Raw genomic sequence first — 12,547 nt, 5'->3', positions numbered from 1 at the left:
TCATGCGAAACTGACCGCGTTAATCCGATAGATGTCATGCCAGCCGTCACCGATTCCCATCTTCCGACCCGTTATGGCTTCCTGCTCTTGCCGGATTACGCGCTGATGTCGACCGCTTCGGCCATCGAGCCGTTGCGGGCGGCGAATCTTCTCAGCGGTCGGATATTGTATGATCTGCAATTCCTTTCGATCCCGGGAGGCTGGATGCAAAGCTCGGGTGCCGGGGCATTCCACACGATCCCGATCTCTGATGCCGGTGAAGGATTCGACATCCTGTTTGTCGTCGCCGGCGGCGACCCGCTGGCACAGCGGGACGAGCGGGTACTTGCCTTTCTGCGGCGATTGACGCGGCACGGCATATCGCTTGGCGGCATCTCGGGCGGGGCGGCCATTCTCGCGGCGGCGGGGATCATGACCGCGCGCCGCTTCACGATCCACTGGCAGCATATCGACGCGATGCGGGAAACTTATCCCGACGCGCTGATAGAACGGCGACTGTTCGTTATCGACCGCGACCGTTTCACCTGCGCCGGAGGGATGGCGCCCCTGGATATGATGCATGCGCTGATCGCTGCGGATCACGGCTCGGCTCTGGCCCGCGCGGTCAGCGACTGGTTCATCCATACCGGCATCCGCGAGGCCGAGGCGCCGCAGCAACTGGATCCGGCGCGCAAATACGATCTGCACCATCCGGCGCTGGTAGCAATGATCGAACTGATGACCAGCCATCTTGCCGATCCCCTGCGACTGGAGGATCTGGGCCATCTTTGCGGTATCGGCCCCCGCCAGCTTGAGCGGTTGACACAGGCACAGATGGGCCAAAGCGTGATGCAGCTTTACCGCCGGCTGCGGCTGGACAAGGCCGACGAGTTGCTGACCCAGTCCAGTCTGCCTCTGGCTGAAATCGCTCTGGCGACCGGCTTTACCTCCCGCAGCCATTTCTCGCGCAGATTCCGGGAGCAATTCGGCGATACGCCCTCGACCCGGCGCAGCCGATCCCATCCCGAACGAAGGTGAACTTCGCGACAGGCAGCGTGGACCGTGCCCCCCGCACATATCAAATGCCCCCGAATACCCCTGCTTCTTCACGCAAATATCCCGGGATCCGTAGGCAGCGCCCCCGGTCATGGCGAAACCCGTTCCCTAAAACGCTCAAACCCGCCGACAGGCGAAGAACCGTCGGCGGGTCAGAGAGACGACCGGAAAGGAGAAGAGGGGAAAACCCCGGATCGTCGCTCAGATATTGAGGGTGTTGTCACGCTCCCATTGCGACAGATGCGAGCAATAGCTGTTCCATTCGTTGGTTTTCAGCTTCATATAGGCGGCCGAGAACTCCTCGCCCATCGCCGCTTTCAGCTCTTTATCCGCGTCATAGGTGCGGATCGCGTCCAGCAGGTTCAGCGGCAGTTTCGGCGCATCTTTCACGTCGCAGGCCTCGGCATACATGTCGATATCGGAACGCGGACCGGGATCGGCCTTGGATTTCAGCCCCGACAGACCGGCCGCGATGATGACCGCTTGCAGCAGATAGGGATTCACCGCACCGTCGGGCAGCCGCAATTCGAACCGGCCCGGGCCGGGGACGCGGACCATATGGGTGCGGTTGTTGCCGGTCCAGGTCACGCTGTTCGGCGCCCATGTCGCGCCCGAAGCGGTGCGCGGCGCATTGATCCGCTTATAGCTGTTCACGGTCGGGTTGGTGATAAACGCCAATGCCGAGGCATGCTTCATGATCCCACCCAGGAAATGGCGTCCGCGCTCGGACAGTCCCAGTTCCTTGTCGTCATCGGCAAAGGCGTTATCGCCGGTCTTGGTATCCCAGACCGAGATATGCGCGTGGCAGCCATTGCCGGTCAGACCCATGATCGGCTTGGGCATGAATGTCGCACGCAGCCCGTATTTTTCGGCCATGGTATGAACCATGAACTTGAAAAAGCTGTGCCGGTCGGCGGTCAGCAGCGCATCGTCATATATCCAGTTCATTTCGAACTGGCCGTTCGCGTCCTCGTGGTCGTTCTGATAGGGTTCCCAGCCCAACTCCGCCATATAATCGCAGATCTCGGAAATCATGTCGTAGCGGCGCATGATCGCCAACTGGTCATAGCAGGGTTTGGTCGCGGTGTCGGCAGTGTCAGCGATGGTTGTGCCATCGGGGTTCAGCAGATGGAATTCCGGCTCGATCCCGGTCTTGACGGTCAGGCCCATATCGGCGGCCTCCTTGACCAGCTTCTGCAGCACGTTGCGCGGCGCCTGGGCCAGATCTGTACCTTCCATCATGCAACTGGCGGCAACCCATGCCACCTCTTTCTTCCACGGCAACTGGATCACCGCCGAAGGATCCGGCATAGCCAGCATGTCGGGATGGGCTGGGGTCAGGTCGAACCATGTCGCAAAACCCGCGAACCCCGCACCGTCCTTTTGCATATCCCCGATCGCCGATGTCGGCACCAGCTTGGTTCGCTGGCTGCCAAACAGATCGGTATAGGAAATCATGAAATACTTGATCCCGTTCTCACGGGCGAAGGTGGCAAGATTTGTCATCAATGGTTCCCTTGTTGCGAATATATGAGTCCCCGGGGCGGGGTTCCTGCCCCGCCCTTCTAAGGAAGATCAGAACCCGGATTGCCCGGGGATCCAGTTGCTTCCCGCCAGTGGCACACCGGCCATTGCCGCCGCCTCGATGGTGAGCGCGCAGAGATCCTCGGGTTCGAGGTTATGGACATGGCTTTTGCCGCAGGCACGGGCAAGCGTCTGGCATTCCAGCGTCATCACGGCAAGATAGTTGCGAAGACGGCGCCCGGCAGCAACCGGGTCCAGCCGCTTCATCAGTTCCGGATCCTGCGTGGTGATCCCTGCCGGATCGCGCCCTTCATGCCAGTCGTCATAGGCGCCAGTGGTGGTGCCCAGCTTCTGGTACTCCTCTTCCCAGCGCGGATCGTTGTCGCCAAGCGCGATCAGTGCGGCCGTTCCGATCGCCACCGCATCGGCGCCAAGCGCCAGTGCCTTGGCGACATCGGCCCCACCACGGATGCCGCCTGAGACGACAAGCTGCACCTTGCGATGCATCCCCAGATCCTGCAGCGCTTTCACCGCAGGACGGATACAGGCCAGCGTCGGCTGGCCGACATGTTCGATGAACACATCCTGCGTCGCCGCCGTTCCGCCCTGCATGCCGTCAAGAACGACCACATCGGCCCCCGCCTTCACCGCCAGCGCGGTGTCGTAATAGGGACGCGCGCCACCGATCTTGATATAGATCGGCTTTTCCCAGTTGGTGATCTCGCGGATCTCGAGGATCTTGATCTCCAGATCGTCGGGGCCGGTCCAGTCCGGATGACGGCAGGCCGAACGCTGGTCGATCCCGATCGGCAGATTGCGCATCTTCGCGACCCGCTCGGTGATCTTCTGGCCCAGCAACATGCCGCCACCGCCGGGTTTCGCGCCCTGCCCGACCACCACCTCGATGGCGTCCGCGCGGCGAAGATCGTCCGGGTTCATGCCATAGCGCGAAGGAAGATACTGATAAACCAGCTTTTCCGAATGACCGCGTTCTTCATCGGTCATGCCGCCATCGCCGGTCGTGGTTGAGGTTCCGGCAGCGGTCGCGCCACGCCCCAATGCCTCTTTGGCATGGGCCGACAGCGCGCCAAAGGACATGCCGGCAATGGTGATCGGGATTTTCAGCTCGATCGGTTTCTTGGCGAAACGGGTGCCAAGCGTGACGGAAGTTTCACATTTTTCGCGATAACCTTCCAGCGGATAGCGGCTGATCGACGCGCCGAGAAACAGCAGATCGTCGAAATTCGGCACCCGGCGTTTGGCTCCTCCTCCGCGGATATCATAGATACCAGTGGCGGCAGCACGGCGGATTTCCGAATTGATCTCATTCGAGAAGGTCCAGTTCTGCCGCGGCAGGGTTTGCGGTGTCTTGTCCATCGGCCTTCTCCTCAGTATTCGTCTGCGTGGTCGACGTTGAAATTGTAAAGCTTGCGAGCAGAGCCATAGCGCTTGAACTCTTCGGGTTTCGCATCGGCTCCGGCGCGTTTCAGGATATCGGCCAGGAATTCCAGATGTTCGGGCCGCATCTCTTTCTCGATACAATCCGCCCCAAGCGATTTTACCTTGCCGCGCACGAACAGGCGCGCCTCATACAGGCTGTCGCCCAAGGCATCGCCGGCATCGCCCAGGATGACCAAATTGCCCGATTGCGCCATGAAGGCCGACATATGGCCGACATTGCCATGCACCACGATATCGATCCCCTTCATCGAGATCCCGCAGCGTGAACTGGCATTGCCCTTGATCACCAGCAACCCGCCATGCCCGGTCGCCCCGGCATATTGACTGGCGTCGCCTTCGACGATCACCGAGCCGGAAATCATGTTCTCGGCCACGCCCGGCCCAACCGAGCCGGTCACATGCACATCGGCCTGCTTGTTCATCCCGGCGCAGTAATAGCCGGTCGAGCCCTTGACGGTCACCTTGATCGGCGCGTCCAGTCCGACGGCCAGCGCATGCGCGCCGCGGGTGTTTTCGATCACCCATTCGGCGTCATCGGTTTTCTTGGACTGAGCCTGCAATGTAGAGTTCAGCTCGCGCAGTTCGGTCGAGGCCATGTCGATGGTCTGCATATCAGCGCTCCCAGAAGTAAACGGTGGCGGGTTCGGGTTCCCAGACGCGGGCCGTTTCGATGCCGGGCAGGCCGGCGAATGCACGGTATTCCGAACCGAAAGCGACATAATCCTCGGTTTCGGCCATCACCGCCGGTTTGCAGGCGATCGGATCACGCACCACACCGAAGCCGTTCTTGGTGCCGACGACAAAGGTGAAGAAGCCGTCCAGATCCTGCAGCGTACCGTCCAGCGCCTCGCCCAGATTGGCGCCTTCGGCCAGACGGGACGAGATATAGCAGGCCGCCACCTCGGTATCGTTTTCGGTCTGCGGCGCAAAACCCTTGCGCGCCAGTTCCCGGCGCATCCGGTTGTGATTCGACAGCGACCCGTTATGGACAAGGCACTGATTCTCGTCGGTCGAGAAAGGATGCGCGCCAAGCGTGGTCACCGCGCTTTCCGTCGCCATGCGGGTATGGCCGATGCCGTGACTGCCTGCCATCTGGCGGATGCCAAAGCGTGCGGCCACGTCCTTGGGCAGGCCGACTTCCTTGAAAATCTCCATCGAATCGCCCACGCCCATGACGCGGATACCCTTTTCCGCCATGAAGGCGCGCACTTCGGCCTCGCTGCCCTCGGGCAGGGTCAGGACAGCATGGGTATCGATCACCCGCATCCGGACAGGCGCACGCAAAAGCGCTGTCAGGGTCTCTTCCAACCCGTCGAAATGCTCATCCGGCGTTGCGGATTGAATGGTCATCTTCAGACCATCGGCTGCATCCCCATAGATCGCGATTCCGGCACTGTCCGGGCCACGATCGGTCATGGTGATCAGCATATCCGTCAGAAGATCCCCTAGACGCGGACGCAAATCGTCCTTCTTCAGAAACAGGCCAACAATGCCACACATAGTCACCTCCGTTCAGATTGGATAAATCCCTCCCGGATTAACTAATAGGAAAATTTATTGCCTGACAAGATATTTTTTACGATACGCGCTTTTCGCCGGTTTTTGCTGCGTCTGACCGCTTGCAAAGTTTCGGCGAGCCGATCGTTTTCGCCGCTTACCTGGCTTGCGGATAGGTGATGATCGACAGGTAGCGAATCGGCAATTGATGCATCACTTCCGGCCCATGCGGCGCGTCAGCGTCAAACAGCAGGCTGTCGCCCGGCTCCATGTCGTAGATCCGGTCGCCATGCCGGTAACCCAGATGCCCTTCCAGCATGTAGATCAGTTCGATCCCCTCATGCTGGAATGTCGGGAAACGGTCGCTCGTCGTACTCAGAACGATCATGTAGGGCTCGACCACAACACCCGAATCATTCGACCCGATATGCCCCAGCAGGTGATATTGATGCCCCGCCCGGGTCCCTGCCCGTTCCACCTCGACAGCGGCGCCGGATTTCACATGCATTGCCCCGCGTGGCTCGTCATACCCCGAGAACAGCTGCACCAGCGGCACCCGCAAGGCATTGGCAAGCGTCTGCAAAGTGGTCAGCGACGGTGAGATTACGCCGTTTTCTATCTTCGACAGCATCCCTACGGACAGTCCGGCCTGATTGGCCAGTTCGGACCCAGTCATGCGTTGACGCTTGCGCAATTCCCGGACCTGCCGGCCGATGGCAACCTCAAGGTTCTTTTCACGGGTTTCACGCAGGGCGTGGGGATCCTGGGTAAGCTTGATCTCGGCGGGCGCAATCTTGGTCATAATTTATTTCCCTGCAGGTGCTTTGATCTCAAAATGCCAGATCGGCGAAAAATAGCCAAATCTCGCCCTATACCCTTATAGGACTGTTTCCCGGCATTTAGAAACCTGTGATGCGATTTTCGCCCGTCTAAAAGTTGCCGTGCAGGAAGTATTTTTTCTTTTTCGTAAATTTTTTCTTGATCACAAAGCATGCAAAAGTGTTTTATATGCAGAATCGAAACCCTGCGCCGGGACTAGAATTCCACGGAACGACAGGGGTCGCCGTTCTGGCGGTTTTCCGTGGAGAATCAACATAGGGAGGAGCGCTATGTCTGATCTCACTGAACGAATCATAGCCATGCATCGACGTGATATCATCGTGGCATGGGCATTCGTCATCGGATTGTGGTTTGCAATCATTTTTGTCGCCATCGCCACGTGGTCATTGGCCCCCAGCAGCACCGCACGCATCGTTCTGCTGATCGGAGGAGCGACCGTATTGCTGTTCAATACGGCAGCCATTCTGGCGATGCTGCGCCATTACCGCGAGGACCGGGATTTCATGTACGGGCTGGACATCAAGTTTCTGGACGCCGCCCGGGCCAAGGGAAGGGGCGTGTGACATGGCACGATATACGCCTCCGCAGCAAAGCAAGCTGGGACAGATATTCGACGTTATCGTCTTGCTGGCCCTGACCGTAGGCGCCCTTTACATTCCGCTATGGCTGGGTCTGGCGGGCAGCGCGCAGTTGCATGACACGGTAGACGCGCCAAGCTGGGAAAGCCTTCAGCAGAACGCCACGATGGTTGAGCAATGGGCAAAGCTGGGCTTTGCCGATGCCGAAGCGGCAGCGCCGCTGATCACCGCCAGATTCGACTATTCCTTCAGCTTTTTCGCCCTGATCGCCGTGATCGTCACGGTTCTTGGCTACTACACCATGATGCTGAAGCTGTCGGAAAAGGAATATCGCGACGTCATCGCCGAGAAATTTGGTGAGGAATAGGGGATAGACATGCAAATCTGGGATTTCGCCGAATATGCCGCCTGGGCACTCTCGGCATTGCTCGGCATCTATATCGTTACCGACTGGCTCAAGACCGACAGCCGCTACAGCGAGGAAGAACTCACCTCGTCGCGTGAGGGGCAGCTTGAGGCGATTACCGAACAGCACGAGCTATAAGGAATGCGCATATGTCGGATATAACAAGAAATACGCCCGGCACCGCCGAAGCAAGCGAAGCCGCGCCAACACAGAACGGGGGGCTTCTCAGGGTCCTGGGGCCGGCCCATATCTGGGCGCTTGGCGTGGGCATCGTGCTTGTCGGCGAATATATGGGATGGAATTTCGCAGTCGGCAAAGGCGGCGCCTATGCGGCCCTGATCGCCTGCTGGTTCGCGGGGATCCTTTATAGCTGCGTCGCCATGATCGACAGCGAGGTCACGTCGACCGTCGCCGCCGCTGGCGGACAATACACGCAGGCCAAACATATCATCGGGCCACTGATGGCATTCAATGTCGGCCTGTATCTGGTCTTCGCCTATACAATGCTGGAAGCCGCGAACGCCATCACCGTGGGCTTTCTGGTCGAAACCGTGGCAGGCATGACCGGGCACGAGGGTCTCAACCCGCAACCCTTTATCGTGCTGGCGATCATGTTTCTGGCATGGCTGAATTATCGCGGTGTGCTTGCAACGCTGACATTCAACCTTGTCATCACAGCCTTCGCATTCACGGCGATCCTGATCCTGTTTCTGGCCACTTCGCCGCTGTTCGGTGAAAGCCCGCTAAAACATGCCGAACTGATGACCGACCTGCCCTATGGCTGGCTGGGTGTTCTGGCGGCGATGCATTTCGGGCTGTGGTTCTATCTGGGGATCGAAGGCACCTGTCAGGCGGCGGAAGAGGTTCGTTCGCCCAGCCGTTCCCTGCCTTTCGGCACATTGGCGGGCGTCATGACGCTGGCCATCGCGGCAACGCTGACATGGTATCTCTGCGTCGGACTGATGCCGTGGGAATATCTTGGTCAGTCGGGCGCCCCGCTGTTCGACGCGGCAAGAATGTCGGGCTCGACCGCATTGACGGTGCTGCTGGGCATCGGCACGCTGTTCGCCACGCTGGCCTCGGCCAATGGCTGCATCAACGATGCCTCGCGGGCATGGTTCGCAATGGGCCGCGATCACTATCTGCCCTCGTGGTTCGGCGCGGTGCATCCGGTTTACCGGACGCCTTACCGCTCGATCATCTTCCTTGTGCCGATCGCGCTGATCTTCGCGCTTGGCGCACCGCTGGATCAGGTCATCACCTTCTCGATCCTGTCGGGGCTGCTGGAATATACCTTCATGCCGCTGAACGTAATCATGTTCCGCCGCAAATGGCCGCTGGACACGATCAAGCGCGGATATGAGCATCCGTTCCATCCGATTCCGGCCATCGTGCTACTGTGCCTGTGCGGGATCACCTTCTTCGCGGTGTTCCTTGGCTACGGCACCCAGCTTGTCGCGATGATCGCCTTTTATATCGTCGTGTCGCTGTGGTTCCACTTCCGGCGCTATCGCTTCGTGCAGCGGGCCGCGCAATTCACCATGCCCTGGCCCAAGCCGCAGGGATACTGAAACCCGCCTGCCGCCGGTTCTCCCTCTGGCGGCAGGATCAAACCGGAGGCCACCACCATGCAGAATTACGGGCTGACCCTTCTGCTGATCGTGGCGGGTGCGGGCGTCGCGATGCTTGCCCGCCAAAGCATCCGCGCGGCGCATGCGCGACGCCTGTCGCGGCTTGCCTATTTCGATCACTGCCGATCGCTGTTCTCCGCACCTCGCCTGAGCCGATGCGCAACGGGCTTTCCGCGCCTTTCGGGGAAATACGGAAACAGCATGGCCGATCTGCAGGTCGTCCCGGATACGCTGACTTTCCGCAAGCTGCCTGCTCTGTGGGTACTGGTCACCCTGCCCGGCCCGCTGCCGGTGCTTTCCACCTTCAACCTGATGATCCGGCCTACCGGGGTCGAGCCCTTCTCGGGCTTTCACCGCCTGCCGGACCAGATCGCGATCCCCGACGGCTTCCCCCGGGATTGCGCGATCCGCACCGACGATCCCCACCACCTGCTGCCCGAGGAACTGCTTGCCCCGCATCTGTCCCTGTTCGACAATCCCCGGATCAAGGAACTGGTGATTTCACCAATGGGCCTGCGCATCGTATTCCTGGCGGAAGAGGCGGATCGCGCACGCTACCTGCTCTTCCGGGATGCCGAGATGGGCCGGACGCCGGTTTCACCCGACCAGATCGCCCCGGTGCTGGAGCGTCTGCAAGCAATCAAGGCCGATATCGAGCATTACGGCCTGGACGATTCCCGGCGCGCCGCATGAAACCCGTATCCCATCGCCCCCCGAACCCCTATCTGGTCCTTGCCGTGGCCATCATCCTGCCCGGCGTCGGACAGGTGCTGAACCGGCAGCCTTTCCGTGGCCTGCTGTTTCTGTTCTTCATGTTCCTGCTGGGAGGTTATACGCTCAAGACCGCAGCGCCGGATGTATCGCTTCTGGGTAAATTCTCGGGCGGTGTTTTTGTCTATGCGATGGCGATATTCGATGCCTATCGCCACGCCCGCATTCGATATGCGGTCTGGCAACACCGGGGCAGCTGAATGAGCAGGACAGAAGACATGACCAAAGATCCCCTCCATACGCCTCTTTGCGATCTGCTTGGCTGCGAGCTTCCGATCCTGCTGGCGGGTATGGGCGGTGTCGCAAGATGGGAACTCGCCGCCGCTATCGCCGAAGCCGGAGGTTACGCGACGCTTGGAATGGTCCGCGAAGATCCCGCCCTGATCGCATCCGAGATCAAGGCCCTTCGCGCCGCGACCGATCGCCCCTTTGCGGTCAATTTGATCCCCTCGGCAACCGATCCCGAGCTGCTGGACGCCCAGATTCAATGCTGCCTCGATCTGGGCATCGATGCCTTTTCCTTCTTCTGGGATGTCATGCCCGAGATCATCGAACGCGTGAAAGCAGCCGGATGTCTGGTTTTGCATCAGGTCGGCACGCTCGACGCCGCCTCCAAGGCCGAAAAGGCCGGGGTGGATGTTCTGATCGCGCAGGGTGTCGAAGCGGGCGGTCATGTGCATGGCCGCAGCGCCGGGCTGGAACTTGCCCGCTCGGTTCGCGCCGGCAGCAAGCTGCCCGTCGCTCTCGCGGGCGGCATATCGACCGGCCGCGATCTGGCCACCGCGCTTATGGCCGGACTGGACGGCGTGCAATGCGGCACCGCCTTTCTGGCCACAGATGAATCCTTTGCTCATGACTATCACAAAACCCGTGTGACCAGCGCCACTGGCGAGGACACGATCCTGACTGATGCCTTCGTGCTGAACTGGCCCAAGGGTGCCGCCGTGCGGGTGATCGCCAACAGCGTGACCGAGGCACTGCAAGGCCGCTATTTCGGTCATGATCCCGCCACCCTGCCCCGCGAAGCCATCGCCTGGGACGATACCCAGCCCCGCCTGCGCTTCAGCACCGATTCACCTTTGCGAACGACAACCGGCGATCTGGAGGCCATGGCGCTGTTTGCCGGCCAGGGCTCCGGCGCGATCAAGGATATCATGCCTGCGGGGGGGCGTCTTCGCGATATGGCCATGACGGCGCGGCAGGAACTGAAGCCAATGAAATCCTGACAGCAGCCTAGGTTCAGCAAACTTGCAGAGCCGGGCAGCGCCCGACCGCAGGGTGGGCATTACAGCAATGGTAGCCTGCCCTTTATCCTGTACCCCCGCATGACGCTGAATCCACAGGATAACCTCACCCGAACGCCCGCCAAAGGGGCGGTCGGGCACCGCCCGGCGGGTCTCCGGCCCCCGCTCCCGGGCGGAAGAAACGGCAGCGCCGTTCCGCTTTGCTTTACGTTAATGCGGAACGGCGCTGGCAAGTTGTTGCACTGTCACCAGAGGATCAAAGCCCCGGATAGACCGGAAAGCGCTGGCAAAGATCGGCAACCTTGGCCTTGACCTGCGCCTCGACCTCGCCGTTGCTATCTTCGCCATTGGCCACCAGACCGTCCACCACCTCGATGATCCAATCCGCGATCTGGCGGAATTCGGTCTCGCCGAAGCCACGGGTCGTGCCGGCCGGGCTGCCAAGCCGGATGCCGCTGGTCACGGTGGGTTGTTCCGGGTCGAAAGGCACGCCGTTCTTGTTGCAGGTGATATGCGCACGGCCAAGCGCGGCCTCGGTCGCCTTGCCGGTCACACCCTTGGGGCGCAGGTCGACAAGCACCACATGCGTATCGGTGCCATGCGTCACCGTGTCCAGACCGCCCTTGATCAACTGATCGCTCAATGCCTGCGCATTGGTGATCACCTGACGGATATAGGTCTTGAACGACGGCTGAAGCGCCTCGCCGAACGCAACGGCCTTGGCCGAGATCACATGCATCAACGGTCCGCCCTGAAGGCCGGGGAAGATCGCCGAGTTCACCTTTTTCGCGATTGCCTCGTCATTGGTCAGGATCATCCCGCCGCGCGGGCCGCGCAGGGTCTTATGCGTGGTCGTGGTGGCGACATGCGCATGCGGGAAAGGGCTGGGATGTTCGCCCGCGGCCACCAGCCCCGCGAAATGGGCCATATCCACAAGCAGATAAGCGCCGACCTGATCCGCGATCTGCCGCATCCGGGCGAAATCGATCTGCCGGGGAATCGCGCTGCCGCCAGCGATGATGAGCTTTGGCTGATGTTCTTTCGCCAGCGTCTCGACCTGATCGTAATCGATCATGTTGTCCTGTTTGCGCACACCGTATTGCACCGCATTGAACCATTTTCCCGACTGGTTCGGAGCGGCGCCGTGCGTCAGGTGGCCGCCCGCGTCAAGGCTCATCCCCATGATCGTATCGCCCGGCTTGCACAGCGCCAGAAAGACCCCCTGATTGGCCTGACTGCCCGAATTCGGCTGCACATTGGCAAAGCCGCAACCGAAAAGCTGCTTTGCCCGGTCAATCGCAAGATTTTCGGCGATATCCACGAACTGGCAGCCGCCGTAATAGCGCCGGCCCGGATAACCCTCGGCATATTTATTGGTCATCACCGAGCCCTGCGCCTGCATCACGGCACGGCTGACAATATTTTCGGACGCGATCAGTTCGATCTCGTCCCGCTGGCGGCCCAGTTCTTTCTCGATCGCGTCGAAAATCTGCGGGTCCCTTGCGGAAAGATCTTCGGTGAAGAAGCCGGAAATCAATTGCTGTTCGTTCATGTCATTTC

14 protein-coding genes are annotated in these 12,547 nt (G+C 60.3%); 8 read left to right on the top strand and 6 right to left on the bottom strand.

All coding sequences use genetic code 11. The features are described from left to right. The first annotated feature begins 36 nt into the window (after positions 1–36). On the top strand, positions 37–1,017 hold the full coding sequence (locus Q0601_RS04285; protein WP_305287509.1) for a GlxA family transcriptional regulator: 981 nt from the start codon (positions 37–39) through the stop codon (positions 1,015–1,017). A 219-nt stretch (positions 1,018–1,236) separates the two neighbouring features. Here the strand turns inward: Q0601_RS04285 and glnT are convergent, their stop codons facing one another. The 5 genes from glnT to Q0601_RS04260 all read right to left on the bottom strand — a co-directional run bounded on the left by glnT (position 1,237) and on the right by Q0601_RS04260 (position 6,319). After that, complete coding sequence (gene glnT / locus Q0601_RS04280; RefSeq protein WP_370656090.1) at positions 1,237–2,541, bottom strand: type III glutamate--ammonia ligase; 1,305 nt, start codon at positions 2,539–2,541, stop codon at positions 1,237–1,239. Positions 2,542–2,610: 69 nt separating this feature from the next. Further along, positions 2,611–3,936 (bottom strand): FMN-binding glutamate synthase family protein, encoded by a 1,326-nt coding sequence (locus Q0601_RS04275; RefSeq protein ID WP_305287506.1) that lies wholly within the window; start codon positions 3,934–3,936, stop codon positions 2,611–2,613. 11 nt (positions 3,937–3,947) lie between these two features. Then, positions 3,948–4,631, bottom strand: coding sequence for a GXGXG domain-containing protein (locus tag Q0601_RS04270; RefSeq protein ID WP_305287504.1), 684 nt, complete (start codon positions 4,629–4,631; stop codon positions 3,948–3,950). A gap of 1 nt (position 4,632) precedes the next feature. Further along, positions 4,633–5,520, bottom strand: a complete 888-nt coding sequence (locus tag Q0601_RS04265) for a class II glutamine amidotransferase (protein ID WP_119746946.1) — start codon at positions 5,518–5,520, stop codon at positions 4,633–4,635. 154 nt (positions 5,521–5,674) lie between these two features. Beyond that, a complete protein-coding gene (locus tag Q0601_RS04260; RefSeq protein WP_305287499.1) occupies positions 5,675–6,319 on the bottom strand; it encodes a helix-turn-helix domain-containing protein in 645 nt (214 codons plus the stop codon). Positions 6,320–6,626: 307 nt separating this feature from the next. Here Q0601_RS04260 and Q0601_RS04255 point away from each other — a divergent pair, with 307 nt between their 5' ends. The 7 genes from Q0601_RS04255 to Q0601_RS04225 are packed head-to-tail and all read left to right on the top strand — an operon-like array spanning position 6,627 to position 10,969. Then, on the top strand, positions 6,627–6,920 hold the full coding sequence (locus tag Q0601_RS04255) for a hypothetical protein (RefSeq protein WP_305287497.1): 294 nt from the start codon (positions 6,627–6,629) through the stop codon (positions 6,918–6,920). A 1-nt stretch (position 6,921) separates the two neighbouring features. Further along, complete coding sequence (locus Q0601_RS04250; protein WP_305287494.1) at positions 6,922–7,302, top strand: hypothetical protein; 381 nt, start codon at positions 6,922–6,924, stop codon at positions 7,300–7,302. 9 nt (positions 7,303–7,311) lie between these two features. After that, positions 7,312–7,479, top strand: a complete 168-nt coding sequence (locus Q0601_RS04245) for a hypothetical protein (protein WP_305287492.1) — start codon at positions 7,312–7,314, stop codon at positions 7,477–7,479. Between the two features lie 11 nt (positions 7,480–7,490). Next, positions 7,491–8,912, top strand: coding sequence for an APC family permease (locus tag Q0601_RS04240; protein ID WP_305287490.1), 1,422 nt, complete (start codon positions 7,491–7,493; stop codon positions 8,910–8,912). A 57-nt stretch (positions 8,913–8,969) separates the two neighbouring features. After that, positions 8,970–9,665: a hypothetical protein gene (locus tag Q0601_RS04235; RefSeq protein WP_305287488.1), complete on the top strand. Its 696-nt coding sequence runs from the start codon at positions 8,970–8,972 to the stop codon at positions 9,663–9,665. Beyond that, positions 9,662–9,943, top strand: coding sequence for a hypothetical protein (locus tag Q0601_RS04230; RefSeq protein ID WP_305287486.1), 282 nt, complete (start codon positions 9,662–9,664; stop codon positions 9,941–9,943). Before Q0601_RS04235 ends, Q0601_RS04230 begins: the two co-directional genes overlap by 4 nt. A gap of 18 nt (positions 9,944–9,961) precedes the next feature. Continuing rightward, entirely contained in the window at positions 9,962–10,969 is a 1,008-nt protein-coding gene (locus tag Q0601_RS04225) for an NAD(P)H-dependent flavin oxidoreductase (protein WP_305287483.1), read from the top strand. A 274-nt stretch (positions 10,970–11,243) separates the two neighbouring features. Here the strand turns inward: Q0601_RS04225 and glyA are convergent, their stop codons facing one another. Next, on the bottom strand, positions 11,244–12,539 hold the full coding sequence (glyA, locus tag Q0601_RS04220; protein ID WP_305287481.1) for a serine hydroxymethyltransferase: 1,296 nt from the start codon (positions 12,537–12,539) through the stop codon (positions 11,244–11,246). Positions 12,540–12,547: the final 8 nt, after the last annotated feature.

Origin of the sequence: Paracoccus wurundjeri, assembly GCF_030678915.1 — a bacterium.
In the GTDB taxonomy this organism is placed as follows: Bacteria; Pseudomonadota; Alphaproteobacteria; order Rhodobacterales; family Rhodobacteraceae; genus Paracoccus; species Paracoccus onubensis_A.
The sequence above is the reverse complement of the archived record's forward strand: the minus strand, read 5'-3'. Positions and strand labels throughout refer to the sequence as shown.

What these genes read in the sequence shown, in the direction of transcription:
- Q0601_RS04275 (WP_305287506.1), bottom strand. Translation starts at nt 3,936, where the DNA reads ATGGACAAGACACCGCAAACCCTGCCGCGGCAGAACTGGACCTTCTCG.
- glyA (WP_305287481.1), bottom strand. Translation starts at nt 12,539, where the DNA reads ATGAACGAACAGCAATTGATTTCCGGCTTCTTCACCGAAGATCTTTCC.
- glnT (WP_370656090.1), bottom strand. Translation starts at nt 2,541, where the DNA reads ATGACAAATCTTGCCACCTTCGCCCGTGAGAACGGGATCAAGTATTTC.
- Q0601_RS04265 (WP_119746946.1), bottom strand. Translation starts at nt 5,520, where the DNA reads ATGTGTGGCATTGTTGGCCTGTTTCTGAAGAAGGACGATTTGCGTCCG.
- Q0601_RS04260 (WP_305287499.1), bottom strand. Translation starts at nt 6,319, where the DNA reads ATGACCAAGATTGCGCCCGCCGAGATCAAGCTTACCCAGGATCCCCAC.
- Q0601_RS04250 (WP_305287494.1), top strand. Translation starts at nt 6,922, where the DNA reads ATGGCACGATATACGCCTCCGCAGCAAAGCAAGCTGGGACAGATATTC.
- Q0601_RS04245 (WP_305287492.1), top strand. Translation starts at nt 7,312, where the DNA reads ATGCAAATCTGGGATTTCGCCGAATATGCCGCCTGGGCACTCTCGGCA.
- Q0601_RS04235 (WP_305287488.1), top strand. Translation starts at nt 8,970, where the DNA reads ATGCAGAATTACGGGCTGACCCTTCTGCTGATCGTGGCGGGTGCGGGC.
- Q0601_RS04285 (WP_305287509.1), top strand. Translation starts at nt 37, where the DNA reads ATGCCAGCCGTCACCGATTCCCATCTTCCGACCCGTTATGGCTTCCTG.
- Q0601_RS04230 (WP_305287486.1), top strand. Translation starts at nt 9,662, where the DNA reads ATGAAACCCGTATCCCATCGCCCCCCGAACCCCTATCTGGTCCTTGCC.
- Q0601_RS04270 (WP_305287504.1), bottom strand. Translation starts at nt 4,631, where the DNA reads ATGCAGACCATCGACATGGCCTCGACCGAACTGCGCGAGCTGAACTCT.
- Q0601_RS04255 (WP_305287497.1), top strand. Translation starts at nt 6,627, where the DNA reads ATGTCTGATCTCACTGAACGAATCATAGCCATGCATCGACGTGATATC.
- Q0601_RS04225 (WP_305287483.1), top strand. Translation starts at nt 9,962, where the DNA reads ATGACCAAAGATCCCCTCCATACGCCTCTTTGCGATCTGCTTGGCTGC.
- Q0601_RS04240 (WP_305287490.1), top strand. Translation starts at nt 7,491, where the DNA reads ATGTCGGATATAACAAGAAATACGCCCGGCACCGCCGAAGCAAGCGAA.